This is a genomic window from Staphylococcus parequorum, assembly GCF_039237145.1.
Taxonomy (GTDB): Bacteria; Bacillota; Bacilli; order Staphylococcales; family Staphylococcaceae; genus Staphylococcus; species Staphylococcus equorum_A.
Genome location: NZ_CP150682.1, coordinates 1,847,784 through 1,873,540, shown reverse-complemented (window position 1 = coordinate 1,873,540; position 25,757 = coordinate 1,847,784). Strand labels below are relative to the sequence as shown.

At 33.0% G+C, this 25,757-nt stretch carries 24 protein-coding genes; 19 read left to right on the top strand and 5 right to left on the bottom strand.

Going from position 1 to position 25,757, the window contains the following annotated elements; all coding sequences use genetic code 11:
* Window positions 1-390 precede the first annotated feature (390 nt).
* The 7 genes from mprF (at window position 391) to AAA453_RS09045 (ending at window position 8,955) form a co-directional block, all read left to right on the top strand.
* Window positions 391-2,916 carry a bifunctional lysylphosphatidylglycerol flippase/synthetase MprF gene (gene mprF, locus AAA453_RS09075; RefSeq protein ID WP_427704509.1) on the top strand — a complete coding sequence of 842 codons (2,526 nt, stop codon included), beginning with the start codon at window positions 391-393 and terminating at the stop codon, window positions 2,914-2,916.
* Between the two features lie 449 nt (window positions 2,917-3,365).
* Window positions 3,366-3,929 carry a hypothetical protein gene (locus AAA453_RS09070; RefSeq protein ID WP_427704508.1) on the top strand — a complete coding sequence of 188 codons (564 nt, stop codon included), beginning with the start codon at window positions 3,366-3,368 and terminating at the stop codon, window positions 3,927-3,929.
* A gap of 251 nt (window positions 3,930-4,180) precedes the next feature.
* Entirely contained in the window at window positions 4,181-5,155 is a 975-nt protein-coding gene (locus AAA453_RS09065) for a LacI family DNA-binding transcriptional regulator (RefSeq protein ID WP_427704506.1), read from the top strand.
* A 44-nt stretch (window positions 5,156-5,199) separates the two neighbouring features.
* On the top strand, window positions 5,200-5,589 hold the full coding sequence (gene rbsD / locus AAA453_RS09060) for a D-ribose pyranase (RefSeq protein WP_285323875.1): 390 nt from the start codon (window positions 5,200-5,202) through the stop codon (window positions 5,587-5,589).
* Window positions 5,590-5,601: 12 nt separating this feature from the next.
* Complete coding sequence (locus tag AAA453_RS09055; RefSeq protein ID WP_427704505.1) at window positions 5,602-7,095, top strand: sugar ABC transporter ATP-binding protein; 1,494 nt, start codon at window positions 5,602-5,604, stop codon at window positions 7,093-7,095.
* Window positions 7,082-8,023 carry an ABC transporter permease gene (locus AAA453_RS09050; RefSeq protein WP_427704503.1) on the top strand — a complete coding sequence of 314 codons (942 nt, stop codon included), beginning with the start codon at window positions 7,082-7,084 and terminating at the stop codon, window positions 8,021-8,023. The genes AAA453_RS09055 and AAA453_RS09050 overlap by 14 nt, the downstream gene beginning before the upstream one ends.
* Window positions 8,024-8,040: 17 nt before the next feature.
* Window positions 8,041-8,955 (top strand): D-ribose ABC transporter substrate-binding protein, encoded by a 915-nt coding sequence (locus tag AAA453_RS09045; protein ID WP_069815730.1) that lies wholly within the window; start codon window positions 8,041-8,043, stop codon window positions 8,953-8,955.
* A 111-nt stretch (window positions 8,956-9,066) separates the two neighbouring features.
* On the opposite strand, the gene msrA is transcribed toward AAA453_RS09045, so the two are convergent.
* The gene (gene msrA, locus AAA453_RS09040) at window positions 9,067-9,570 is read right to left on the bottom strand and encodes a peptide-methionine (S)-S-oxide reductase MsrA (protein WP_069815726.1); all 504 of its coding nucleotides are present in this window, start codon (window positions 9,568-9,570) and stop codon (window positions 9,067-9,069) included.
* Between the two features lie 139 nt (window positions 9,571-9,709).
* On the opposite strand from msrA, the gene AAA453_RS09035 reads away from it, so the two are divergent.
* Window positions 9,710-10,690, top strand: a complete 981-nt coding sequence (locus tag AAA453_RS09035; RefSeq protein ID WP_277579774.1) for an LCP family protein — start codon at window positions 9,710-9,712, stop codon at window positions 10,688-10,690.
* Window positions 10,691-11,069: 379 nt separating this feature from the next.
* Here AAA453_RS09035 and AAA453_RS09030 read toward each other — a convergent pair whose 3' ends face one another.
* The gene (locus tag AAA453_RS09030; RefSeq protein WP_002507674.1) at window positions 11,070-11,255 is read right to left on the bottom strand and encodes a 2-hydroxymuconate tautomerase; all 186 of its coding nucleotides are present in this window, start codon (window positions 11,253-11,255) and stop codon (window positions 11,070-11,072) included.
* Window positions 11,256-11,405: 150 nt separating this feature from the next.
* Here AAA453_RS09030 and AAA453_RS09025 point away from each other — a divergent pair, with 150 nt between their 5' ends.
* Window positions 11,406-12,668 (top strand): Y-family DNA polymerase, encoded by a 1,263-nt coding sequence (locus AAA453_RS09025; RefSeq protein ID WP_427704501.1) that lies wholly within the window; start codon window positions 11,406-11,408, stop codon window positions 12,666-12,668.
* A 234-nt stretch (window positions 12,669-12,902) separates the two neighbouring features.
* Here the strand turns inward: AAA453_RS09025 and AAA453_RS09020 are convergent, their stop codons facing one another.
* Window positions 12,903-13,994 carry a prephenate dehydrogenase gene (locus AAA453_RS09020; protein WP_069815710.1) on the bottom strand — a complete coding sequence of 364 codons (1,092 nt, stop codon included), beginning with the start codon at window positions 13,992-13,994 and terminating at the stop codon, window positions 12,903-12,905.
* A 236-nt stretch (window positions 13,995-14,230) separates the two neighbouring features.
* Between AAA453_RS09020 and AAA453_RS09015 the strand changes: the two genes are divergently transcribed.
* Entirely contained in the window at window positions 14,231-15,163 is a 933-nt protein-coding gene (locus AAA453_RS09015; RefSeq protein ID WP_427704499.1) for a D-2-hydroxyacid dehydrogenase, read from the top strand.
* A gap of 129 nt (window positions 15,164-15,292) precedes the next feature.
* On the top strand, window positions 15,293-16,330 hold the full coding sequence (locus tag AAA453_RS09010; RefSeq protein WP_427704497.1) for a M42 family metallopeptidase: 1,038 nt from the start codon (window positions 15,293-15,295) through the stop codon (window positions 16,328-16,330).
* Window positions 16,331-16,411: 81 nt separating this feature from the next.
* On the opposite strand, the gene AAA453_RS09005 is transcribed toward AAA453_RS09010, so the two are convergent.
* Together AAA453_RS09005 and AAA453_RS09000 are read right to left on the bottom strand one after the other, a co-directional pair.
* Entirely contained in the window at window positions 16,412-17,599 is a 1,188-nt protein-coding gene (locus AAA453_RS09005) for an MFS transporter (RefSeq protein ID WP_427704496.1), read from the bottom strand.
* A gap of 724 nt (window positions 17,600-18,323) precedes the next feature.
* Entirely contained in the window at window positions 18,324-18,419 is a 96-nt protein-coding gene (locus AAA453_RS09000; RefSeq protein WP_002512389.1) for a type I toxin-antitoxin system Fst family toxin, read from the bottom strand.
* Between the two features lie 239 nt (window positions 18,420-18,658).
* On the opposite strand from AAA453_RS09000, the gene AAA453_RS08995 reads away from it, so the two are divergent.
* The 8 genes from AAA453_RS08995 (at window position 18,659) to trpA (ending at window position 25,722) form a co-directional block, all read left to right on the top strand.
* Window positions 18,659-18,868: a hypothetical protein gene (locus AAA453_RS08995; protein ID WP_427704495.1), complete on the top strand. Its 210-nt coding sequence runs from the start codon at window positions 18,659-18,661 to the stop codon at window positions 18,866-18,868.
* Window positions 18,869-19,398: 530 nt separating this feature from the next.
* Window positions 19,399-20,805 carry an anthranilate synthase component I gene (locus AAA453_RS08990; RefSeq protein ID WP_427704493.1) on the top strand — a complete coding sequence of 469 codons (1,407 nt, stop codon included), beginning with the start codon at window positions 19,399-19,401 and terminating at the stop codon, window positions 20,803-20,805.
* Complete coding sequence (locus AAA453_RS08985) at window positions 20,802-21,398, top strand: anthranilate synthase component II (protein WP_427704492.1); 597 nt, start codon at window positions 20,802-20,804, stop codon at window positions 21,396-21,398. Before AAA453_RS08990 ends, AAA453_RS08985 begins: the two co-directional genes overlap by 4 nt.
* Entirely contained in the window at window positions 21,367-22,383 is a 1,017-nt protein-coding gene (gene trpD / locus AAA453_RS08980) for an anthranilate phosphoribosyltransferase (protein ID WP_427704491.1), read from the top strand. Before AAA453_RS08985 ends, trpD begins: the two co-directional genes overlap by 32 nt.
* Entirely contained in the window at window positions 22,367-23,149 is a 783-nt protein-coding gene (trpC, locus tag AAA453_RS08975) for an indole-3-glycerol phosphate synthase TrpC (protein ID WP_427704489.1), read from the top strand. The genes trpD and trpC overlap by 17 nt, the downstream gene beginning before the upstream one ends.
* Window positions 23,146-23,781, top strand: coding sequence for a phosphoribosylanthranilate isomerase (locus tag AAA453_RS08970; RefSeq protein ID WP_427704488.1), 636 nt, complete (start codon window positions 23,146-23,148; stop codon window positions 23,779-23,781). The genes trpC and AAA453_RS08970 overlap by 4 nt, the downstream gene beginning before the upstream one ends.
* Complete coding sequence (gene trpB / locus AAA453_RS08965) at window positions 23,778-24,992, top strand: tryptophan synthase subunit beta (RefSeq protein ID WP_427704486.1); 1,215 nt, start codon at window positions 23,778-23,780, stop codon at window positions 24,990-24,992. The genes AAA453_RS08970 and trpB overlap by 4 nt, the downstream gene beginning before the upstream one ends.
* Entirely contained in the window at window positions 24,985-25,722 is a 738-nt protein-coding gene (gene trpA / locus AAA453_RS08960; protein ID WP_427704485.1) for a tryptophan synthase subunit alpha, read from the top strand. Before trpB ends, trpA begins: the two co-directional genes overlap by 8 nt.
* Window positions 25,723-25,757: the final 35 nt, after the last annotated feature.

The window sequence follows — 25,757 nt, the reverse complement described above, 5'->3', positions numbered from 1 at the left end:
CCTGTATTACTTTTTCGAGTCAGTCTTATAGAGCGGTGATAGGAAATCAAAATCTGATTTCCTATCACCGCTCCTTTTTTATTAGAAAATTTTTGATTTTGAAAGTACATGCTTGCCTGAGCATGGGAGTGGACAGAAATCTACTGCCAATATAACAATAAAGGCTGTGACCGCAGAAAGCACGCACAAAAATGACAAAGGCTGAAATTCGTCGTTTTTTATATACTTTGCGTTTCATAATGACTTCACTGTGCATCGTATAAATGATTTAAATGAAAGCCACCTAACAATTATGTTATATAGATGTCATTAAAAATTTATTTATTATATTTTAGTGTTGTGCTATATTTTTTATGACACAATAGAATCACTGAAAAGAGAAGTGAAGATATGTCTAAGGAATTAAGAAGTAAAGTATTTTCTATATTAAAAATAGTATTTGCAGTTACGTTATTTATTTTTGTTGTTTTCACATTATATAAAGAACTCTCACATATTAATCTTAAAGAAACAGTAAAATCATTTGGGGAAATTAATAGAGTATGGTTAGTTGCTTTATTTTTAAGTGGTGGGTTATCTATTATTGTATTATCGCTTTATGACGTCCTCTTAGTAAAAACGTTAAAGTTGAAACTCTCTTTATTGAAAACGATTCGTATTGGTTATATTGTAAATGCACTTAATGCTGTCGTAGGCTTTGGAGGTTTTATTGGTGCAAGTGTACGTTTTCTATTATACAAGAACGCAACTGACGATAAAAAGGCGTTAGTACATACAATCTCTATTGTTTTAATATCAATGTTAACAGGACTTAGTTTACTGTCTATCCTTGTAGTGATTCACGTATTTGACGTGACGCACATATTTAGCCCTTTTCCATGGATTAGATGGTTATTGTATATTGTGGCACTATTTTTACCAATATTTATTATAGTTACTTATGTAAAACCAGTTAAACAATCACATAAATTACTTGGTATTTATTGCACAGTTGTTTCTGGTGTTGAATGGATGATAGCGTCATTTGTATTATATATGGCTTTAGTCATTGTAGGCATCCACATACCATTTACTGCTTTTATGGGCATATTTATTATAGCGTCACTATCAGGTTTAATTAGTTTTATTCCTGGTGGGTTTGGAACATTTGATTTAGTCGTCTTATTAGGTTTGAAAAGTCTGAATGTACCGGAAGAAGAAATTGTTTTAGCATTATTGCTCTATCGTTTTGCTTATTATTTATTCCCAGTGTTAATCGCGTTGATTCTTTCTACATTTGAATTCAGAAGTACTGCAAAACGCTATTGGGAAGATTCAAAGCTTATGTTACCAGTGAAAGATATGACATCACTCGTAGCATCGTATCAAAAAGATATAATTGTAAGAGTGCCATCGTTTTCAATTGCACTATTGTTGATGTATACAAGCCTCATATGTTTTTTAAATAATATGACGATTATATATGATGGTTTATATGATCCGAATCATTATATTTATTACATTATCGTATCAGTACATACATCGGCATGTTTACTTTTATTATTAAATATAATTGGTGTATATCATCTCTCTAAACGAGCTATTTTATTTTCAATGATTTCGATTAGTTTAATATTTATTGTTACAGCTTATACTTATGCTTCTTTTATACTACTGAGTTGGCTAGCAGTTATGTTTGTCCTACTATTGGTATTTTATAGACGCTCAAATACAATTAAAAGACCATTCAGATATACAAAGTTATGGTTAAGTGTCGCTGTCGGTGCACTCATTTTGTATATTAATCATATTGTTATAGATGGGACATTCTATACATTAGATATTTATCATTTGGAAATGGACAGTTCAATATTAAGGTATTATTTCTGGTTTACGATTCTACTCGTTGCTATTATTGTCGGTGCAATCGTCTGGTGGTTTGAGTATCGTTATAGAGTAAAGAATAGAAGTAACAATATAGAAATGTGTGAAGCAATCATAGCGCAAAATGGCGGTAATTATTTAAGCCATTTAATGTATAGTGGAGATAAGCATTGTTTTATTAATGAAAAAGAAGATGCCTTTCTTATGTATCGTTATAAATACAGTGCCTATATTGTATTAGGTGATCCAGTAGGCAATCCAGAATCATTTCATGAATTATTAGAAACGTTTTACCGTGAAGCACAATACTTAGGTTATGATGTGATATTTTATCAAGTAACTGATAAATATATGTCACTTTATCATGATTTTGGTAATCAATTTTTCAAATTAGGTGAAGAAGCGGTTATAGATTTAACTACATTTACTACATCAGGTAAAAAGAAACGTGGCTTACGTGCAACATTAAATAAGTTTGATGATCTTAATCTAACTTTTGAAGTGTTGGACCCGCCGTTTTCATCCAAATTACTTGCGGATTTGAAAAACATTAGTCACGATTGGTTAGCAGAAAGAAATGAAATGCATTTTTCTGTAGGTAGCTTTAATGAATACTATGTATCGCAAGCACCTATAGCGATCATTAAAAATAAAGATGAATCTATCATCGCATTTTGTACCTTTATGCCCACGTATTACAAAGCAACACTTTCTGTAGATTTAATTCGTTGGAAGGCAGATAGTCATTTACCTTTAATGGATGGCTTATATTTGAATATGTTGTTATGGGCAAAGGCGCATAATTATGAGCATTTTAATATGGGTATGGCTACATTATCTAATGTGGGGCAAGTGCCGTTTTCATTTTATGGAGAGAGAATCGCAGGTAGAGTTTTTGAACATTTTAATGGTCTATATAGATTTCAAGGTCTCAGAAGATACAAAGAGAAATTTAATCCTCTTTGGGAACCAAGATTTTTAGTTTATAGAAAACATCATTCATTATGGCTTAGTATGTTAAAAGTGATGCGTGTAATTAGAAAGTATAAATAAGAAGGAATAAATATAAAAGCAACCAACACACATTTTATGTGTTGGTTGCTTTTTTTAAGGAGTTTAAAAGTGTTTAATGGTTTCTGTAGTTAATATCTGGAGAAGTTATTAACTACTTTAAATAAACTAACTGGTAGAACTGTTCTAAATATCATTTGACTCTAACTATATATGAATTTCTCGTTACCCCTTTGTTAAGGTATAATCATAATATATCATCATTAGAAAACGCTTTCAATGGTGGGAAGTAAGATTATTCAAATAAAAAATGACATTTTATCTACATAATTTCTTTTTAAAATTTAATTGTATTATTACTATTTGCTAGGAGTGGAACGATCGCTAAAAATAGAATTGTATGATAATTATTTAATATTAAAAATAGATTCAATCAGTTCATCATTTGTAGTAAGATATAAAATAAATTAAAAATATTGGGGCGTATTAAAATGAAGAAGATCATAATTGGCATTATCTTAGCCTTATTAGTTATTGCATTAATCGTTGCAGGCACGTTTTTATACCAATCCCTTAATTCTAATTATAAAGGGACAAATCAAGTTTCTCAGAGTAATGAGCACAATAAAGAAAAAAGTAACGGTCATCCGCCGAAAATAGATGTATTAGCACAGCAATTTAGCACAGATTTCATGAATCGTGATACAAGACATGGTTATCATAAAGTATCGAAGGGAATACACAAAGATAAAATAGAAGCTGAATTTGGTAAAAGCGAAAAAACAATGAATATTGCCGGTGTGAAAGTTGTTAAATACGGTGACATTGGGGTTCGCTATACCAATCATAAAGTGAGCCGCTTCTTTATCATACCGGAAGACGTGAATGTCCAACAATTTAGACAAGTACATGGTACAAGAACAATAAACTACGAAGAAAATACAATGATTTATGATGATAATCCTAATAATAAATTCTCGGTAAAAGTTTATGTAGGTCAAAATGGTGAAATTAAGGGGATAGAAAGTATAGATCAAGTAACGGACAATCATTAAAAAGTACAAAGTGGCAATTATAGTTATTTAATATATCCAGATAAATAGTTATAGTATTGAACGACATTACATATGATTTGATAAAGGCATTGATATGTTAGAGCGGTATTCTAAAGTTAAAAGAATACCGTTTTTTATTTTTAAAAACTGCAAATAGCTCTACAGAAAATTAATCTAATAATTAAAACATACGATTGTTCTATTAAATTATAAAAAGTTGTGGTAATATGAAAGCGGTTACATAAATTGAGGTGATTTCATTGGCAACAATAAAAGAAGTAGCTCAATTGGCAGGATGCTCAGTAGCAACTGTCTCTAGAGCAATCAATAATAATGGATACGTAAAAGCACAAACAAGAGCACAAATTGAAAGTGCGATTAACCAACTGAATTATCAACCGAATGAAGCGGCACGTACGTTATATAAGCGAAAATCTAAAATGATAGGACTATTACTTCCAGATATTAGTAATCCGTTTTTCACACTTATTGCTCGCGGAGTAGAAGATGTAGCTTTGGCACACGGTTACCAAGTATTGATAGGTAATAGCGATAATGATATTGATAAAGCAAAAAATTATCTTTCTACATTTGTAGCGCATAATTGTACGGGTATGATTTCCACAGCGCTAAATGAAAATGTAATTGAAAATACACTTCATTCATATGGTATTCCATTTGTATTTGTTGATCGTATCAATGATGGCAATGAAGGGATTTCTACAAATCATTTTGAAGGTGGTCAACTCCAATCTCAATTAATCATCGAAGGACAGGCACAGCACGTATTAATCGTGCATTCTGATTTAAATGTAGCTGCATTCCAATTACGTGTGAATGGCGTAGAAACAGTACTCAACCAACATAATGTGTCATATTGTCGTTGTGAAGAAGAACAAATAGATGACGAAACACAATTTATTAAACAAATACGTCAAAATCATATCGATAGCATTATATGTAGTAATGATTTGATTGCGATTAAAATATTGGGTGTGATTCAACAACATGGATTTAAAGTGCCGAAAGATATACAACTTGTTGGCTATGATGACATACCATTTTCAAAAATGACATTTCCTCAAATTACAACAATAGATCAATCGGCATATCGTATAGGTGAACTTGCTGTATCGAAACTCCTCAATTTGTATGAGGAGGGAGACGCGGACCACGTTGATCAAGTAGCAATTACAGTGAAGCGGAGGGAAAGTACGAGATTTTGATGCATAACATGTAACGGGTTACATAAAATTTTAGGAGTGATTGAATGTATAAGACAGGTATATTAAATAGCGAAATTTCAAAGTTGTTAAGTGATTTAGGGCATACTGATCAAATTATCATTGCAGATTGTGGACTTCCAGTTCCAGAAGGCGTGAAAAAGATTGATCTGGCATTGGAATTTGGAAAGCCTTCTTTTATTGAAGTATTTAACCTTATAAAAAAGCATATGGAAATCGAGCAAATGACATTAGCTGAAGAAATGATAACGCAAAACACGGCATTATATCAGACATTATCAGCTGAAAATATTGAAATTCAAACAACGTCACATGAGCAATTCAAAGTACAAAGTAAAACAGTTAAAGCCATCATTCGCACAGGTGAAGCTAAACCGTTTGCTAATGTTGTACTAACAAGCGGTGTTTTATTTTAAGGGGTGAATAAAATGATAAAGATGGAACAAATATATAAATCGTTTGGGCAAAATGACGTATTAAGAGGCGTGGATTTTGAAATCGGTGATGGTGAGATACATGCCTTAATGGGAGAAAATGGTGCTGGGAAAAGTACATTGATGAAAATACTCACCGGTGTATATAAGTCGGATAGTGGGTCTGTTGAAGAAAACGGTGAAGCGATTCAATTTAAAAATACCAAAGACGCGGAACTTAATGGTGTGTCGTTCATACAACAAGAGTTAAATATATGGCCTAATTTAACAGTGTTAGAAAATTTATTTCTTGGTAAAGAGGAAACAAAGTGCTTAGGTATTGTGGATAATAAAGCGATGAAAAAACAGGCAAATGCTATTTTCAAAAAGTTAAATATTAATATCGACTTAAATAAAGAAGCGGGTGCTTTATCTGTAGGTATGCAACAGATGTTAGAAATTAGTAAAGCTTTAATGCAAGATTCAAAAGTCATTATTATGGATGAGCCTACTGCAGCATTAACAAATAACGAAATTGATATTTTATTTGAACAAATTCGAAAACTGAAAAGTGAAGGTGTGTCATTTGTCTATATCTCTCATAGAATGGAAGAAATTTTCAGTATTTCAGATCGTATTACGGTAATGCGAGACGGACGTTCCATCTTAACTTCTGCAACAGCAGATACAACAAATGAGAAAATTGTTAAGGCAATGATTGGTAGAGACCTAGATAATCAATACCCAGACAGACATTACACGCAAGATGAGGAAGTTGTTCTTTCTGTAAAAAACCTCAGTTCTACTGAACATAAATTGAATGATATTCACTTTAATCTACATAAAGGTGAAATTTTAGGTTTTAGTGGATTGATGGGTGCAGGACGTTCTGAAATTATGCGTGTATTGTTTGGTTTAGATAAGGGGCATATGCAAGTAACTCTCAATGATAAACAACTACAGATAAATAATCCTAATCACTCTATCAAACAAGGCTTAGCATTTATCACAGAGAATAGAAAAGAAGAAGGCTTGGTCTTGCAAGATTCAATATTAGAGAATATCTCGTTACCAGCGTTGAAAAGTTTTTCGAAATCCGGCTTTTTAACACGAGCTTCTATGGAGCAATATGCAGAACAAATGATTCAACGTTTGAATATTAAAGGTAAGAAAAATGATGCATGTGTTGATTTATCAGGTGGTAATCAACAAAAAGTTGTTATTGCAAAATGGATAGCAACTGCGCCACATGTCCTAATCTTAGACGAGCCTACACGTGGTATTGATGTAGGTGCGAAAAGAGAGATTTATCAATTGATGAATGAATTGACCGAACGAGGCATGTCTATCATTATGATTTCATCAGAATTACCTGAAATTATAGGCATGAGTGACAGAGTGGCCGTTGTGCATGAAGGAAATATTGCAGGCGTGCTAGAGAAAGCATCATTAACAGAAGAACGTATTATGACATTAGCTACTGGAGGGGAAGTACATGACACATTCTAAACTATCATTTTCATATTTAGAAAAAATAATTCCGTTTATTGGGTTAATCTTATTAGTTATTATCATTAGTGCATTAAACAGCGCATTTTTAGAACCATCCAACTTATTTAATTTACTGAGACAAGTATCGATTAATGGACTCATTGCATTTGGTATGACATTTGTTATTTTAACGGGCGGTATTGATTTGTCCGTCGGTTCTACATTGGCGTTATCAAGTGCGATGGTAGCAATTTTAATGGTATCAGGTGTAGATTCAATGATTGCGTTATTACTCGGTTGTATCTTTGGTGCAGTTCTAGGGGCCATTAACGGTTTGTTAATTACTTTAGGTAAGATGGCACCATTTATCGCAACATTGGCTACTATGACCGTCTTTAGGGGCTTAACACTAGTGATTACGGATGGTAACCCGATTACAAACTTAAATGGGAGCTATGCATTCCAATTATTTGGTCGTGGTTACTTTTTAGGCATACCTGTTCCGGCAGTTACAATGTTTGTTACGTTTATCATTTTATATATTTTGCTACATAAAACAGTATTTGGTAGACAAACTTATGCTATGGGCGGTAATGAGAAGGCAGCATTTATTTCTGGTATTAAAGTAAATAAATTAAAAATCATGATTTATAGTTTAGCTGGCTTAATGTCGGCAATGGCAGGTGCAATATTAACATCACGCTTAAACTCTGCACAACCAACAGCAGGTATGTCATATGAGCTAGATGCGATTGCAGCCGTTGTACTGGGTGGTACATCACTTACGGGTGGTAAGGGACGCATACTCGGTACATTAATTGGTGTACTTATTATTGGTGTGTTAAACAATGGTTTGAACTTATTAGGCGTTTCATCATTCTATCAACAGGTTGTTAAAGGTGTAGTGATTATCATAGCTGTATTAATTGATAGAAAGAATAAATAGTGTGGGAGGTTAGCAAGATGAAAAAAATATTAATCAGTGCAATTGCGATTTTATTATTTTTAACAGGATGTTCACTTGAGTCTCCTTTGGAAAATAATGATGACGGTAAGTCAGATAAGAAAAAATCTGATATTGTCATTGGTGTAAGTATCTCAACGTTAAACAATCCATTCTTTGTGAAAATTAAAGATGGTATTGAAGATGAGGCAAAAAAACAAGGTGTTAAAGTGAAGTTTGCAGATGCGCAAGATGATGCAGCAAAACAAGCAAACGATATTGATGATTTAATACAACAAAATGTAGATTATCTTATTGTGAATCCTACAGACTCAGATGCAATTTCTGGTAGTATACAAATAGCTAATGATCAGAACATACCAGTAGTAACCTTAGATAGGGAAGTTGCTAAAGGGGAAGTCGCTTCATTTATTGCTTCAGATAACGTTAAAGGTGGGGAAATGGCTGCAAACCTCATCGTTGATAAATTTGGGGAAGGTACTAAAGTTGCAGAGTTAGAAGGTATACCTGGGGCAAGTGCTACAAGAGAACGTGGTAAAGGGTTCCATAACGTAGCAGATGACTCACTTGACGTGGTATCCAAACAAAGTGCGAAATTTAATAGAACAGAAGGATTGGATGTAACTCAAAATATTATTCAAGCACATCCAGATATTAAAGCAATCTTTGCACAAAATGATGAAATGGCATTAGGCGCAATAGAAGCGGTAGGCAGCAAAGATATTAAAGTTATTGGTTTTGATGGTAATGAAGATGCAATTAAATCAGTAGACAAAGGTAAGTTATATGCCACGGTCGCGCAACAACCTGATTTGATGGGTGAAGAAAGTTTGAAAACAGTAATAGATTTACACAAAGGTAAGGAAGTAGAGAAGAAGAATAAGATACCATTAGAAATGAAAAAACAAGAGTAGTAGTAAAAAATAGCTTATAGTGCTATAGGGAGACTAATAAGTGAGTTCGATCATATAATATCAAAAGGCCGGATGCATAGAAGATATGCTCCGGCTTTTATGATTGATTTGTTATTGCTTATAATTTTGACGTTCATTTTGTTCTTCAGCATAACGTTCTGGATTTTTTTTATAAAATTCTTGGTGTTCTGCTTCAGCTTTATAAAACTTAGAAGCGGGCAAGATTTGAGTTGCAATTGCCTTGTCTCTATCAATCGTGTGTTTTAATTTTTCGATATACGTTTCAGCTACTTCCTTTTGATTGTCATTAGAATAAAAAATAGCTGTCTTATACTGCGAACCTCTATCTTGAAATTGTCCGCCGTCATCAGTTGGATCTATTACAGAAAAGAAAATTTCTAATAACTTATTATATGAAAACAGTGCGACATCATATTCGATTTCGACGGTTTCATAATGCCCAGTGTTGCCAGTCTTGACTTGTTCATATGATGGATTATCAACTGTACCTCCCATATAACCAGAGGTTACTTGTTCAATACCTTCATACGTGTCAAAAGGCTTGACCATACACCAAAAGCAACCTCCGGCGAAGTATGCTTTGTTTATATTCATGCTTAACATCCTTTCTGTATTAGACCTTAGTACCATATATTAAGATATTACTTGATTTTTATACTCTTTTTATATAACTTTAATATATGTTAATTATAGTACATAGAAGTGCAATTTTGAAGATATAAGGTTGATACTAATGAATAAGGACAAAAAAAGAAGTACATCAGATGAGAACGAAGAAACAACACAGGCCCCTTTACGAAGGGTGAAAAAGAAGCGGATTAGAAAGCTTCCTTTCATTATTTTAATTATCATTATCCTATTGGCGATAGTGATTGGTTATGCGATTCATGGTTATAATTCAGGTATTGATTATGCTAAAGACCATGGTAAGACACTGAAAGAGCATAAATTTAATGGTGCTCAAAAAAATGACGGTAAGATTACAGTCATGGTGTTAGGTGCAGATAAGGAGCAAGGTGGTATTTCTAGAACAGACTCTATTATGATTGCTCAATATGATTTTGTGCATAAAAAGCTGAAAATGATGTCTGTCATGCGTGATATCTATGCTGATATTCCTGGAAATGGACAGCATAAAATTAACTCTGCATATTCTATAGGCGGTCCAGAATTAATGAGAAAAACGCTGAAGAAAAACTTAGGTGTAGATCCTGAGTATTACGCTATTTTAGACTTTACTGGTTTTGAAAAAATGATTGATGAACTAGAACCTAACGGTGTACCTATAGATGTTGAAAAAGATATGTCGAAAAATATAGGTGTATCACTGAAAGAAGGTCACCATCGATTAAATGGTAAAGAGCTTTTAGGTTATGCTAGATTTAGACATGATGCTGAAGGTGACTTTGGTCGTGTCCGTAGACAACAACAAGTGATGCAAGCACTTAAAGGTGAACTTGCAAGTATCGATACACTTCCTAAATTGCCACGTGTCGCTGGTATTTTAAGAGGTTACTTGAATACGAACATGCCAGACTCTGCAATTATGCAAGCAGGCTTAAACTTTGGTATTCGAGGCGATAAAAATGTTGATTCTCTAACGTTACCTGTCGAAGGAAGTTACCAAGATATTCAAACGTTTGGTGATGGTAGTGCGTTAGAAATCGATAAAGCGAAAAATAAAGAAGAAGTTCAGAAGTTTTTAAACGAATAATATGAAAGAGTGGGACAGAAATCTATTTTTTAACAAGATTTCGTCGCATGAACCTGGCTCGGCAAAGCTGACTATAAATGGAATACAAGAGCTTGATATAAACGCATTTTTAATACAGTTAGCCACTGCCAATCTCAAAAAAGGTAGACAATCATTTTTATGATTGTCTACCTTTTGTTTTATGAGTAAAATCTTTATTGATAGTTTCTTGTGCATGCTTTTCCCGCAGGAGTCAGCACAAGTTACTGCCTTGGTTGTAACAAAGCGCATAGAAAACGAACATTACTAAAAAGTTGGTGTTAACCACAAAACAGACCAAACGCTATGTATTAACGTTTGGTCTGTTTACGTTCTCTATACGTATAAATATAGCATGGTATTATTGGTCGGATTTTCTAACGCCGGCAACACCATAGTGTGATGCTTTCATTTCTTCAATAACAACTTGTATTGCTTCTTTATTAGCACCTGTAGTTTTTTCTACAGCTTGTGTTACCTCAGAGACTAAATCTTTAAGTTGATCATCTGAACGACCTTCTAATAATTTCACATTAACGATTGGCATATGTATTTCCTCCTATAACAATTTGAGCTTATTATATCATGAAAATTCTCAAAATTCTAAAAACAATCAAAATAGAACGTTTGTTCTTATAAGTATTGAATGAGAACACATGTTCGTATATAATAGAATTAATTGAGGGAGGTATTTGATATGTATGATTATAATCTGGTGGAAGAAAGAGATGTATTGTGTATAGACCAAAAGAGCTTTTTTGCAAGTGTGTCTTGTATTCAAAAAGGATTAGACCCATTGAAGGAGAAATTAGCCGTTGTTGCCGATACGAAGAGACAAGGATCAGTTGTTTTAGCTGCCACAGGGCCTTTAAAAGCGCTAGGTATTAAAACCGGGTCGAGACTATTCGAAATACCACATAGAAGCGACATATATATTATTAATCCGAGTATGAGAAAATATTTGGAAGTGTCTGTAGCAATATCAAAAATTGCTTTACGTTATGTAGCGCCGGAAGATCTACATCAATATAGTATCGATGAGTTTTTTATGGATGTTACGGATAGCTATCACCGTTTTAGCACTACGATTCATTCATTTTGTGAAAAGCTGCAATGTGAGATTGAAGAAGAAACAGGAATTAACTGTTCTATTGGTGTTGGCTCAAATATGCTTTTAAGTAAAATTGCAATGGACGTAGAAGCGAAACATTCTTCTAGTTTAATTGCAGAGTGGCGTTACCAAGATGTGCCGAATAAACTTTGGCCTATTCAGCCGTTAAGTGAATTTTGGGGAATTAGTAGGAAAACAGAAGCAAAATTGAATAAACGAGGTATTTTTACTATAGGTGATTTAGCCAATTATCCGTATCAATATTTAAAGAGAGATTTAGGTATAGTGGGGGTAGATTTGCATTTACATGCGAATGGCATAGATCAAAGTAGAGTAAGAGATAAATATGAAGTAATGAATCCATCGATTTGTAAGAGTCAAATACTGATGCGCGATTATCATTATGAAGAAGCTAAGGTTGTCATGCGTGAGTTGATTGAAGATGTTGCTAGTCGTGTTAGGGCAAGAAACCAATTAGCAAAAACGATTCATTTTTCATTTGGTTATAGTGATGAAGGTAGCATTAATAAACAATACACCTTACAGGATCCGACGAATTTGGAAGAGCAAATTTATAAAATCGTTGAACATTTCGCAGATAAATTATGTGATCATACTATGTTATTTAGAACTGTAAGTGTTTCATTAACGAAATTTATAGATGAAAAAGACAGACAGTTAAACTTGTTTATAGATGAATATGAAAGAAAAAGAAATGAAAAATTAGCAAAAACCATTGATGCCTTACATCAAAAATTTGGTCGAGGCATCGTATCTAAAGCTGCATCTTATACTGATGCGGGTACAAAACACGGCCGCTTAGGACTCATGGCAGGTCATAAGATGTAAAAAAGTGCTTAGCATATTAGATAATGAAGTGTTTAAAACTGTTGATAAAATTAGTCGACGTAGACGATTGATTTGTACACGCTTTTCTCAGTCACAGCCTGTAATCTTCGGCTCGTGCTTTTACGCAAGAGTCGGCTCAAATCACTGTCATTATTTAACATGAGTTAGGAATTAATAATGTTAAATATAAAAACAAGCCAAACGTCTTTATTAGTGTTTGGCTTGTTAATAAAATTAGGCTATATAAGTATCGAAATCGCTTAGTGCTTCAGCACCTTTCTTGCGATCTTCTGGGTTTTTAAAACTAATACGTAATGCACCATAAATATCTTCGCGTACTTCTAAAATTCTTAGGTTGCTTATAGAAATATTATGTAAACTCAAGATATTTGTAACTTTGCTTATCATACCCGGTTTATCCGGAATATCCACATATAGATCATACTCAATAGATAGCGCGCCTTGTGATTTAACGGGTAGTTCATCACGATATATTTTAGCATCGTTATAAAAATCATATAAGTCATCAGAGCTATCACGCTCAATGAGAGCAATAACGTCTTCCATTTGAGTTTTCCAGTCATTTAAAATAGTTAAGATTGTGTTTTTATTTTCAATCGTAATGTCTCGCCACATAACAGGGCTACCACTCGCAATTCTTGTGATATCTCTAAAGCCACCAGCTGCAAGTGTTTTTATAAGCGTAGATTCATCAGCATGTTTGGCGTTTAAGTGTACCAAGCTCGAAGCAATGATGTGGGGGACATGACTTACAACACCCGTCACGAAATCATGTTCTTTTGGAGTTATAGAAATAAACTTCGCATCTGTAGTTTTGAGCAAACTTTGAATTTCTTCAAAAGCCGCGTCATTAGCTGATTCATCATGAACGAGTATATAAAATGCATTTTCAAATAAATGTTTTTTAGCATTTAATACACCTGACTTATGACTACCAACCATAGGGTGACCACCAACCAGATGGATATCGTGAGATAAAAGAAGTTGTTCATATTGTTGGATGGTTGACTTTGTACTGCCAGTATCTGTAATAATCACATTCTTTTTCATATGATAGTTTGGTAACTCTTGTAAGTATTTTATCGTTTGTTGTACCGGTGTTGCGTAAATGATGATATCTGCACTTTCAACGCTCGATTTATAATCTGTCGATTGAAAATCAATAATACCTATAGATAAAGCCTTATCTAATTGAGAGGTATCTGCATCATAAGCTGTGATTTCTATATCATCATGATAATATCTTAAATTACTCGCTAGACTTCCGCCAATAAGACCTAAGCCAACGAAAAGTATTTGTTTCATTGTGCGAATCACCTCTATCAAAATTTTCAGAATAGTAACATTGTAAAGCAGCAAATGTTATTTCGCAATATGCCTAAACTCTGAAAATGAAGATTTAACTTACTAAGCAAGTTATAATTTTATGAATTGAGATATACTTTGTATGATGAAATGGTATGAGATAATTCAATAAAGATTTATATATGAAAGAATAAAACCGAAATAAAAATCATTTAAATTATACAGGAGTGGTGAAATTGAATATACAAAATATTTTGATTGCTGGTCAATATGAATCTGCTTTTCAGCAATATTTGTTGTATTTAGAAAAGTATCATTTGCGTTTTCAATCGATTGATATGATTTCAGAAGGTGATATGGAATGGGCGGATGCTTATGTAGGTTTTGCTCCTAGTAAAGCATTTCATCCTTCTAAGGTAAATTGGGTCCATGCATTTAATGCAGGCGTAAATAATTTTTTAGCAATAGATGGTTGGAAGAAATCAAATACGGTATTAACTCGAACTGTGAGTGACTTTGGAGAAAAAATGAGTGAATATTGTTTGAGTTATATATTAAAAGACTTGCAACATCATAAATTATTTCAATCACAACAAAAAGATAAGCTCTGGTCATGCGAAACACCCGCTGCCTTGAAAGATCAAACGATAACGATATTCGGCACTGGTGAAACTGGAAAAGTAATAGCAAAAGTTTTATCGTCATTTGGCACAACTGTATACGGTGTTTCAAGTAGTGGCGAAAACAAAAGGTACTTTAAACAAGTAAATACGTTAGAAACATCCAAACCATTGATTGAACAATCGGATTATATTATTAGTACCTTACCGTTAACACAACAAACTGAAAAACTATTTAATGAACAAATCTTTAGTTATTTAAATAATACTTATTTTATAAATGTTGGTAGAGGACAGGGTGTTGATACAAATCAACTTATAAAGGCACTAGATACTGGAAAAGTGAGACATGCAGTATTAGATGTCTTTGAGTCAGAACCATTACCAAAATCATCAGAGTTATGGCACAGGGAAGATGTTACGATAACACCACATATTTCAGCTTTAACAGATTTAGATGATGCTATTTCATGCTTCTGTAATACATTAGAGTATTTAGAGAGAGATAAAACATTATCAAATCAAGTAGACTTCAGTAGAGGTTATTAAACTGTAATAAAAATATAAGGGTTTTTGCGTTTAGCATCACTGTTATCAAATAGGAATTTCTATTCGGAATCTTACCAATTTTAGAAAATAACAGTTAAACTAAAGATATACATATAAGGAGGGGATAGTATGACAGAATCCATTTTTACGACAATTCAAGCATTAACGAATATTAATAGTCCTTCAGGGCATGCAGAAATGGCAGTTAAATACGTTAAAGATGAAGTTGGAAAGTTAGGTTATACGACTCATATTACTAACAAAGGTGCGTTGATTATTACTGTAGAAGGTGAGAATGATCAAGACCATAAATGTATTACAGCCCATGTGGATACATTAGGTGCAATGGTAAAAGAAATTAAAGAAGATGGCCGTTTAGCATTAGATTTAATTGGTGGCTTTAGTTATAACGCAATAGAAGGGGAATATTGCGAAATTGAAACATCTGCAGGACAAACTTACACAGGCACAATATGTCTACATGAAACAAGCGTACATGTATATCGTAATAATGATAATGAGCCTAGAAACATAGACCATATGGAAGTAAGATTAGATGAAAAGGTGAATACAAAAGCAGATACAGAACAATTAGGTATCGAGGTAGGAGATTTTATAAGTTTTGATCCTAGAACACAAATCACATCTTCGGGTTTTATAAAATCACGTCATTTAGATGACAAAGCAAGTGTTGCCATGATTATAGAGTTTTTAAAAACAGTTAAAAAAGAAAATCTCAAATTACCGCATACGATCCAATTTTACATTTCTAATAATGAAGAAATAGGCTATGGTGCCAATGCTTCAATTTCATCAAATATTGTTGAGTTTATTGCATTCGATATGGGTGCTTTAGGGGATGGTCAAGCTTCAGATGAGTATACAGTTTCTATCTGTGCTAAAGACGCCTCAGGTCCATATCATAAGGCATTACGTGAACAACTTGTCAATTTATGTAAAACAAATAAAATCTCATACAAAGTTGATATTTATCCATATTATAGTTCTGATGCTTCAGCAGCATTAAAAGCAGGCGCAGATATAAAACATGGCTTATTCGGTGCAGGTATCGAATCATCACATGCATTAGAACGTACGCATATTGATTCATTAAAAGCGACACAAGCATTGTTACATGCTTATTGTTTAGCACCGATTCAATCATAAATATATTGAAACCTAGATTATCTATTTAATTTTGTAATGCTATAAATAAGAGATGGTGCATTCAATTACGCTAAAAATAGACTATGGGTTTATATTAGGTCTTCGTTTAATGTTTGCAACTAGATTTATCAAATATAGAGTGAATGGTATGAGGAGAACTAAAACACAAATGATAAAAGTAATATTATATCCTGTTTTGGCTATTATATAACCAAATATAATACCTGATAAAATTTCTCCAATTGCACCAGAGGCACCATTCAATGAAAATATCGTAGCCATACTTGTTGTTTTGTTTGCCATTTCTTGATTCAAGATATTGCTGATTAAGGTATTCATAAGATCATCAACGATAGTAACTAATGAAATACTTATTATAGAAACTAACTTTCTTCCTAATATGAGTAATGCTATAAATATCATAGTTACAAATATGATTAAAGCATTGTAAGTTTCAGGTGATTTATTAAAATGAGAATCAAATTTTGAAAATAACTGTAAAACTAATAATAAAATTATTCCACCAAAAGTAGTTATTAAACCAAAAAGCATTTCATTTATCCCTATATATTGAAAATACGGTTGCCAATATCTATCAATTGTATCTATCACAAAGGCAAAGAAAAAACTGGCTATAATGATATTAAAGGCTCTTCTATTGTTAATCATAACGATTGTTGCATCTTTTATAATTGATAGTATAGGGTATTGCTGTTGTTTATGCTTTTTAGTAGGAAGTTTGTCATTTTTAATACAGATAATTAAATAAAGTACCAATATTATAGAGATAGTTCCAGCTAAGATAAAAGGTAAGTAATTATTAATTTTATAGAAAAAGCCTGATAATGGAGATATCACTATTATAGACAAGATAAAAATTTTTGTGCTATTAAACATATATTTAGAAAAGTTAATTTCTCCCACAGAATAGCTGAGCCATGATTCGAAAGTTCCAGAAAACATAGTTTCAGATAGAGTCCAAGTCAATAGTATAATTATTAGAATTAATATATTTGACGAAAACGGAAAAAATAACCAAGTTAATGAAAGACAAGTGCATGAAATAATTAAATTGAATCTCACACCAAATTTATCTGCAATTGCACCTGAAGGTATTTCAAAAAGAAATTTCATGATTTCAAAAATTGTTCCTATAATCCCAATAAAAAACAAATTATAACCACAGTTAAATAGGAATAGTATCCAAATAGGAGCATAAAATCCTATAATAATTCCCCGTAAAAGTGAGATTATATAAAATGAGCTCATTAGAAATTATACAACTCCTTTATGTATGTAGCATTTTTCTTTTTATTACTAAACATTTTTTATAATAATTCAGCATTATTAATCGTTATTTTTCATTATATTGACGACTTTTTTATTACATAAGCTTTTCTTATACCACTAGGACGTACTAAATATTAATCAAATATCAATGTTTTATTGAACAATGAAACCTAATTATGGTGTAAAACTATAACGCTATCGTACGTCTACCTGTAAATATCATCATTATTAAGATTAAAAGAGAATTTAGATTTAATATTAGAAAGCTAGGCTTCTTCAAAGCGTCCTTGATATTCTTTCTTAGTACATTTAATAATTTATGACTTCTCTGTCTTCTATACTTATTCTAAGGACAAAGATTTAGGTGCTTCGTTAGTGACTTCGTAACTATTACTTTCTAGTTTTTGTATATGTATCTAATACTTCGAAATTATAAAGTGATGTATCGAACACTATAATTATATTATATTTAAAACGTAAAATTTATGTCAATATATTATAATGCATTGAAAATTAGATGATATGTGCATAACTACTAAAATAAATAATTTCGCTTGTTTAGCAACTTCAATTTAATTTTGCAATTTTACTATATACGATGTTATAATATATTTAACAAGAGTTTCGTGCATTGAATGAACCAAAAAACCCCCTCGCTACCACTAATAGCGAGGGGGTTTTTTGGTGTGGTTAATGTCGCCTTTTACTTGTCATTACGATTACGTAACCAATACGCAAATAAGGTAACGATGCAACCACTAATTACTGTGACAGTGGTATGAACAAGAGCCTCGATCATTAATATGCACCTGCTCTCTACGTCATATTGACGCCTGAGAGATAGACGACACTATAATTATATTCTATTCTATTTTTGTTGATTAAGCATCGGATTCATAGATAATAAACCATTGATTTTCATATAAAATATCACAAAATAGTAATGGAAATTTAGCAGATTACATGTACAAAGATGATAAGTTATGATAAAAATAAGCGTGAATATTATCTTTATTTTCTAAGTAAGGGGGATATCTAATGAAAAAAACACTAGGCTTAAACCTTTTGTTTTTAATATTATTCATCATTTTTGCTTTAGCATTTTTCACTAACTTTTTTGGTAGTCTGACGATATATGTCATTATTATCGTCCCTGTTTTAATGCTAGTCATTGGCGGCTATGTATTCAAAACCAACTTCAACAAGTATAACCAAAATGATTTCAACAATAATCATCGTTTAAAGTAAAATAGTAATTAATATAAATTCAAATGTTGACAAATTGAAAATATCCTTGTAGCATACTAGGTAATTACTTTTCGCAACTTAGGTTGCCATTTGAAAGATGACGTAGCATATATGACATGTAGTAAGAAGAAAGCTAATGGGTGATGGAAATTAGCACTGCATATAATGTGAATTGGGCTTTTAGATGTAATTAAAAATTATAATATTTAAAGTGAACAAATAATTTGTTAACTAAGGTGGCACCACGGTAACGCGTCCTTACAGATATGCGTTAGTGTGGTGTTTTTTATATACCAAAAAATAAGAAAGCAAAATGAAGTAAGTGATGTAAAGGTAGCAAGCAGAAAGTTAGTGGTTGATGGAAACTAACACCTACATATACTGAAATTGGGTTTTGTTGGATAACAAATGAATAAATCAATGAGAGAGTAGATTAAAGCAAGTATATCTACTAATTTAGGTGGTACCGCGCGTCAGCGTCCTTAACAATGTTTAAGGATGCTGATTTTTTTTATGAGGAGGAAAATAAAATGAAAGTGCAATATCAAAGATTAAATGCAGAGGTAACACCAGAAGCGTTAGCAAGATTGAAAGAAAATAAAATCGTATTAGAGAGTTCAGAACAATCGAAACTAAAAGGGCGTTATTCTATAGTGATTTTCGATACTTACGGTTCAATCACGTTGGATAATGAAACAATGACAGTATGTACACCAGAAGAAAACAGAGTAGAACATGAGCAACCTTATAAAAAAATGAAAGATTTAATTGATCAATATAAAGCAGAAATTGAAGACGAAGCATTAGCGTTATTACCTTTTATTTCTGGTTTTGTAGGATCATGTAGTTTTGATTTAGTAAGACATGAATTCCCAGTACTAAAACAAATCAATCTTGAAGATCATCCGCAACATGATGCTAAGTTTCATATGGTTGAAGATGCATATATATTTGATCATTACAAAGAGCATTTATACGTTATTGCAACGAACTTGTTTTCAAAAGAAAATGATGAACAATTAAAAGCGCGCGTAGCTAAACGTGTAGAAGAATTAAAACAAATTACGATTTATCCATCTGAGCTTGAACATACAGCTACAGAAAAAGAGATTAAATCAAATATTGCACCAGAACAATTTATTAATACAATTAGTAAAATGAAGTCACTCATTCAACAAGGTGATATGTTTCAAGTTGTACCATCTATCGTTTATAGTTACGAACATCACTTTGGTCAACAATTACAAGCTATGTCTTATCAACTTTACCAAAATTTAAAACGTCAAAATCCAAGTCCATATATGTATTACTTGAATATGGATCAGCCGATTGTCGTAGGGAGTTCACCGGAAAGTTTTGTAAAAGTAAAAGGGCAAACCGTAGTGACTAATCCAATTGCTGGAACGATAAAAAGAGGCGCTACTGAAGAAGAAGACCAAGTAAACGAAGCCAGTTTAAAAAACGATGAAAAAGAATTAAGCGAACACAGTATGCTTGTTGATTTGGGTAGAAATGATATCCATCGTGTAAGTGAAACAGGGACTTCGGTAATTGGTAAATTAATGACAATTGAACGTTACGAACATGTGATGCATATTGTCAGTGAAGTTACTGGAAAGCTTAAAGACAATTATTCACCAATGACAGTGATTGCGAGTTTATTACCTACAGGTACTGTATCAGGCGCACCTAAGCTAAGAGCGATTCAACGTATCTATGAAGTGCAACCACAAAAACGTGGCGTATACAGTGGCGGTATTGGTTATATCAATTGTAACCACGACTTAGATTTCGCATTAGCGATTCGTACAATGATGATTGATGACACGCACATTAACGTAGAAGCAGGTTGTGGTGTTGTGTATGATTCAATTCCAGAAAAAGAACTTGAAGAGACAAAATTAAAAGCTAAAAGCTTATTGGAGGTGTCACCATGATACTTATAGTTGATAATTATGATTCATTTACTTATAACTTAGTAGATATGATTGCACAGAAAGAAGCAGTGATAGTTAAATATCCGGATGACCCATCTATATATAATATGGATATTGACGGTGTTATTATTTCACCTGGTCCAGGTCATCCATTAGATACAGATGATTTGATGCAAATCATTGATCATTATAAAAATAAACCGATTTTAGGCGTTTGCTTAGGGTCGCAAGCATTGACTTGTTATCATGGCGGCGATGTCATCCAATGTGATTATATAAAACATGGTAAAAAAGACCAAATGCGTATCACAAAAGAAACTTTGTTATACACTGATATTCCAGAATATTCAGAAATTATGCGATACCATTCATTGATGAGTAATCCTCAAACATTACCTGAAACATTAACAATAACGGCACAAACAGAAGATTGCATACAGTCATTTGAACACACACAATTGTTACATTATGGGATTCAATATCATCCCGAGTCATTTGCTACGGCACATGGTAAACAAATCATTAATAACTTTTTAAACATAATGAAGGAGGTAACAGAAGATGGAGCTACAAACACAGTTAAAACAATATAAACCACTTAATCAAGCACAAATGAATGAATTTATAGAATTACTTATTTCTAAAAATTTAGAAGACAGCGTAAAAATTGAGTTACTCGAAACGTTTTCTGAAAAAGAAACTACGCAAGAGGAGTTAACTTATATATCAAATAGTTTAATTCATTCTATGTATCGTGAACAACCGTACTATCCTAATGCTATGTGTGTTTGTGGCACGGGTGGAGATAAATCAAATAGTTTTAATATCTCTACAACCGTATCTTTTGTTATCGCTAGTGCAAGTGTACCCGTAATTAAGCATGGTAATAAGAGTGTCACTTCATCATCTGGAAGCACGGATTTGTTAAATGCAATGGCTATCAAATCAAGCACTGTTGAAGATACACCAAAACAATTAGACGATAATGGATTGGTCTTTTTAAATGCTACTGAAACATATCCGATAATGAAAAATATTCAACCTATCAGAAAAGGTATCAGCAATCCAACAATATTTAATATTACTGGTCCAATCATTAACCCTTTTAAATTGGATTATCAAGTCATGGGTGTTTACGAAACATCAAAATTAGAAAAAATTGCACAAACCTTAGCAGATTTAGGACGTAAAAAAGCAATCGTTGTATACGGTGCAAATGGTATGGATGAAGCTACATTATCTGGCGACAATATTATTTATGAAGTAACAGCAAATGAAGAAATTAAACACTATACGCTGAATGCAACAGATGTAGGCTTAGATTATGCGCCAAACGAAGCACTTGTTGGAGGTACACCACAAGACAACTTAGAAATCACGAAACATATATTAAATGGAACAGATCGTAGTGCTAAGAGAGATGTTGTTATCTTGAACGCAGGCATCGCACTCTATGTAGCAGAAAAAGCTGAAACAATAGAAGCTGGTGTGAAAGCAGCACAAGCATTAATAGAAAGTGGCAAAGCTTTAACGCAATATAATAAAATGGGAGGCAAAACGTATGACTATATTGGATGAGATTGTAACATATAAAAGAGGTTTACTAGAGCAGGGCTATTATGAAGATAAATTATCAACACTAGAAGCAGTGGATATTTCACATAAAAAAACATTCCAATCACATTTAGATGATTCAAATCAACTTGGAGTGATTGCTGAAATTAAATCTAAAAGTCCAACGCTTGATGGATTACCAGCAAGAGACTTAGCGCAACAAGTGAAAGATTACGAAGCTCATGGTGCGAATGCAGTTTCTATATTAACGGATGAGCACTATTTTGGTGGTAGCTACGAACGTTTACAAGCATTAACAACAGAAACATCATTACCAGTATTGTGTAAAGATTTTGTAGTAGATCCGATTCAAATTGATGTTGCTAAAAAAGCAGGCGCTTCGATAATATTACTTATCGTTAACGTTTTGACCGATCCAGAATTAAGAGAATTATATAAATACGCTACATCGCAAAATTTAGAAGTGCTCGTAGAAGTTCATGATAAAGAAGAATTAGCACGTGCCTATAAACTAGACCCAAAAATTATTGGTGTGAATAATAGAGACTTGAAGCGTTTCATTACAAATGTCTTGCATACAAATGAGATTTTAGAAGATAAAAAACCGGATTATTACTATATTTCAGAAAGTGGTATCAAAGATGAGCAAGATGTTCAAAATATCGTTGATTCGGGTATAGATGGTTTATTAATTGGTGAATCATTAATGAAATGTGATGACTTAAGTCAATTCTTACCAGGTCTAAAATTAGACAAGGTGCAACGATGAAGTTAAAGTTTTGTGGCTTTCGCACATTAGCCGATGTAAACAAAGCAAAAGACTTAAATATTGATGCGATGGGGTTTATTCATTTTCCAAAGAGTAAAAGATATGTAGATATTCCAACCATTAAACAATTGACTGAAGTTATACCTGATGATAAAGAAAAAGTAGTCATCGTTGTTAATCCAGGTTATGACACGATTACCAATTTGATAACGCAAACGCAGATTTCAACAATTCAACTCCATGGAAATGAACCGTTAGAAACTGTACATTTTATTAAGAAAAGTAATCCGAACATTAAAGTTATCAAAGCCTTACCCGCAACAGACCAACAAACATTAACGACAGCTATTGATTATTATAAAGATAATGTAGATATGTTTATTATTGATACACCATCGAAGTCTTATGGTGGTACAGGTAAAGTATATGATTGGGAAATGTTAAAAACAATCAACGATGTTAACTATTTAATCGCAGGCGGTATGAACTACGACAATATACGAGCTGTAGCATCTTTAGATTTAGCACATCAAGGCTATGATATCGCTAGTGGTATAGAAACAAATAATGAAAAAGATACGGAAAAAATGGCAGCAATTATTAAACTCGTAAAAGGAGCAAATGAATTATGAATAAAAACATACAAACAGAAGCAGATGAATTTGGTTTCTTCGGTGCTTATGGTGGTCAATACGTACCAGAAACGTTAATGCCAGCAATTCAAGAATTGAAACAAGCTTATCAAGAAGCCAAAGCAGACCCTAAATTTCAAGAAGAATTAGATGGTTACCTTAAAGACTATGTTGGTCGTGAAACACCATTGACATATGCTGATTCATATACAGAAGCCCTTGGTGGCGCCAAAATTTATTTAAAACGTGAAGATTTAAATCACACTGGTGCGCATAAAATAAACAATGCATTAGGCCAAGCACTATTAGCCAAAAGAATGGGTAAAAATAAACTTGTTGCTGAAACAGGCGCGGGTCAACATGGTGTTGCGAGTGCGACGGTTGCTGCATTATTTGATATGGAACTCGTAGTATTTATGGGTGAAGAAGACATTAAAAGACAATCTTTAAACGTATTTAGAATGGAATTGTTAGGTGCGAAAGTTGAATCTGTAACTGAAGGCCAAGGAACGTTATCAGACGCGGTTAATAAAGCATTACAATACTGGGTAAGTCATGTAGATGATACGCATTATTTATTAGGTTCAGCTTTAGGACCAGATCCATTTCCAACTATTGTAAGAGATTTACAAAAAATCATCGGTACAGAAATTAAAGCGCAAATTCAAGAAAAAGAAGGGCGTTTACCAGATGCAGTTGTAGCTTGTGTTGGTGGTGGGTCTAATGCCATTGGTACATTCTACCCATTCGTTCAAGATGACGTGAAATTATATGGCGTAGAAGCTGCAGGTGAAGGTTATGATACGGATAGACATGCACTAGCTATTAACAAAGGTAAAGAAGGCGTATTGCACGGTACTAAAATGTATCTTATTCAAGATGAAAATGGTCAAATTCAACAAGCACATTCTATATCTGCAGGTTTAGATTATCCTGGTGTTGGACCAGAACATTCGTATTATCACGATATAGGTAGAGTGAAGTTCGCCACTGCAAGTGATAAACAAGCGATGGATGCTTTAGTTAGATTTACAAAAGCTGAAGGTATTATTCCAGCTATTGAAAGTGCACACGCATTAAGCTATGTAGAAACGTTAGCACCAACGATGGGCAAAGATGAAATTCTTGTTGTTACAGTTTCAGGACGTGGCGATAAAGATATGGAAACAATTAGAAATTATATGAAAGAAGACGGTGATTCTAATGCGTAAACTATTCATTCCATATATTATGGGTAATAAATCTTTTATTGAAAATCTTAAGACCGTCAGTGATGCAGGTGCTGATATTGTTGAAGTAGGTGTACCATTTTCAGACCCAGTGGCTGATGGACCAGTCATTATGGACGCTGGTAGCAAAGCCATAAAAGAGGGCGTCAATATTCAGTATATTTTAGATCAACTAACTGAACATCGTGATTCAATATCAAGTAAATATGTATTAATGACTTATTATAATATTATTAATTTTTACGGAGAAGATGCATTTTTTAAAGCTTGTGAAAAAGCAGGTGTCTACGGTTTAATCATTCCTGATTTGCCACATGAACTAGTGCAACAATTAAAAGAACGCCATCCTGACAGAAAAGTGAATATTATTTCACTCATCGCTATGACGACGTCTGAAGAACGTAGTAATCAAATCGCTCAAGATGCGGAAGGATTTATTTATACAGTAACAATGAATGCGACAACAGGGGAAAATGGTAAGTTCCATCCTGAACTTAAAGATAGAATTAAGCATATAAAATCAATTTCTAATGTGCCTGTCGTTGCAGGTTTTGGTATTCGTACACCAGAACATGTGTCAGATATCATAGAAGCTTCAGATGGTGTCGTTATAGGTAGTGAAATTGTTAAACGATTAGAGAAAGATCCAAAAGCAGACACAGTGAGTTATTTTAATTCAATTAGAAATGCACTCGATAGAAAAAGTGAATAAAGCATTGTGTGTGTAAGAGGTTAGAATTATGGGTA

What these genes read in the sequence shown, in the direction of transcription:
- mprF (WP_427704509.1), top strand. Translation starts at nt 391, where the DNA reads ATGTCTAAGGAATTAAGAAGTAAAGTATTTTCTATATTAAAAATAGTA.
- AAA453_RS09070 (WP_427704508.1), top strand. Translation starts at nt 3,366, where the DNA reads ATGAAGAAGATCATAATTGGCATTATCTTAGCCTTATTAGTTATTGCA.
- rbsD (WP_285323875.1), top strand. Translation starts at nt 5,200, where the DNA reads ATGTATAAGACAGGTATATTAAATAGCGAAATTTCAAAGTTGTTAAGT.
- AAA453_RS09055 (WP_427704505.1), top strand. Translation starts at nt 5,602, where the DNA reads ATGATAAAGATGGAACAAATATATAAATCGTTTGGGCAAAATGACGTA.
- AAA453_RS09050 (WP_427704503.1), top strand. Translation starts at nt 7,082, where the DNA reads ATGACACATTCTAAACTATCATTTTCATATTTAGAAAAAATAATTCCG.
- AAA453_RS09045 (WP_069815730.1), top strand. Translation starts at nt 8,041, where the DNA reads ATGAAAAAAATATTAATCAGTGCAATTGCGATTTTATTATTTTTAACA.
- msrA (WP_069815726.1), bottom strand. Translation starts at nt 9,570, where the DNA reads ATGAATATAAACAAAGCATACTTCGCCGGAGGTTGCTTTTGGTGTATG.
- AAA453_RS09035 (WP_277579774.1), top strand. Translation starts at nt 9,710, where the DNA reads ATGAATAAGGACAAAAAAAGAAGTACATCAGATGAGAACGAAGAAACA.
- AAA453_RS09030 (WP_002507674.1), bottom strand. Translation starts at nt 11,255, where the DNA reads ATGCCAATCGTTAATGTGAAATTATTAGAAGGTCGTTCAGATGATCAA.
- AAA453_RS09025 (WP_427704501.1), top strand. Translation starts at nt 11,406, where the DNA reads ATGTATGATTATAATCTGGTGGAAGAAAGAGATGTATTGTGTATAGAC.
- AAA453_RS09020 (WP_069815710.1), bottom strand. Translation starts at nt 13,994, where the DNA reads ATGAAACAAATACTTTTCGTTGGCTTAGGTCTTATTGGCGGAAGTCTA.
- AAA453_RS09010 (WP_427704497.1), top strand. Translation starts at nt 15,293, where the DNA reads ATGACAGAATCCATTTTTACGACAATTCAAGCATTAACGAATATTAAT.
- AAA453_RS09005 (WP_427704496.1), bottom strand. Translation starts at nt 17,599, where the DNA reads ATGAGCTCATTTTATATAATCTCACTTTTACGGGGAATTATTATAGGA.
- AAA453_RS09000 (WP_002512389.1), bottom strand. Translation starts at nt 18,419, where the DNA reads ATGATCGAGGCTCTTGTTCATACCACTGTCACAGTAATTAGTGGTTGC.
- AAA453_RS08995 (WP_427704495.1), top strand. Translation starts at nt 18,659, where the DNA reads ATGAAAAAAACACTAGGCTTAAACCTTTTGTTTTTAATATTATTCATC.
- AAA453_RS08990 (WP_427704493.1), top strand. Translation starts at nt 19,399, where the DNA reads ATGAAAGTGCAATATCAAAGATTAAATGCAGAGGTAACACCAGAAGCG.
- AAA453_RS08985 (WP_427704492.1), top strand. Translation starts at nt 20,802, where the DNA reads ATGATACTTATAGTTGATAATTATGATTCATTTACTTATAACTTAGTA.
- trpD (WP_427704491.1), top strand. Translation starts at nt 21,367, where the DNA reads ATGGAGCTACAAACACAGTTAAAACAATATAAACCACTTAATCAAGCA.
- trpC (WP_427704489.1), top strand. Translation starts at nt 22,367, where the DNA reads ATGACTATATTGGATGAGATTGTAACATATAAAAGAGGTTTACTAGAG.
- AAA453_RS08970 (WP_427704488.1), top strand. Translation starts at nt 23,146, where the DNA reads ATGAAGTTAAAGTTTTGTGGCTTTCGCACATTAGCCGATGTAAACAAA.
- trpB (WP_427704486.1), top strand. Translation starts at nt 23,778, where the DNA reads ATGAATAAAAACATACAAACAGAAGCAGATGAATTTGGTTTCTTCGGT.
- trpA (WP_427704485.1), top strand. Translation starts at nt 24,985, where the DNA reads ATGCGTAAACTATTCATTCCATATATTATGGGTAATAAATCTTTTATT.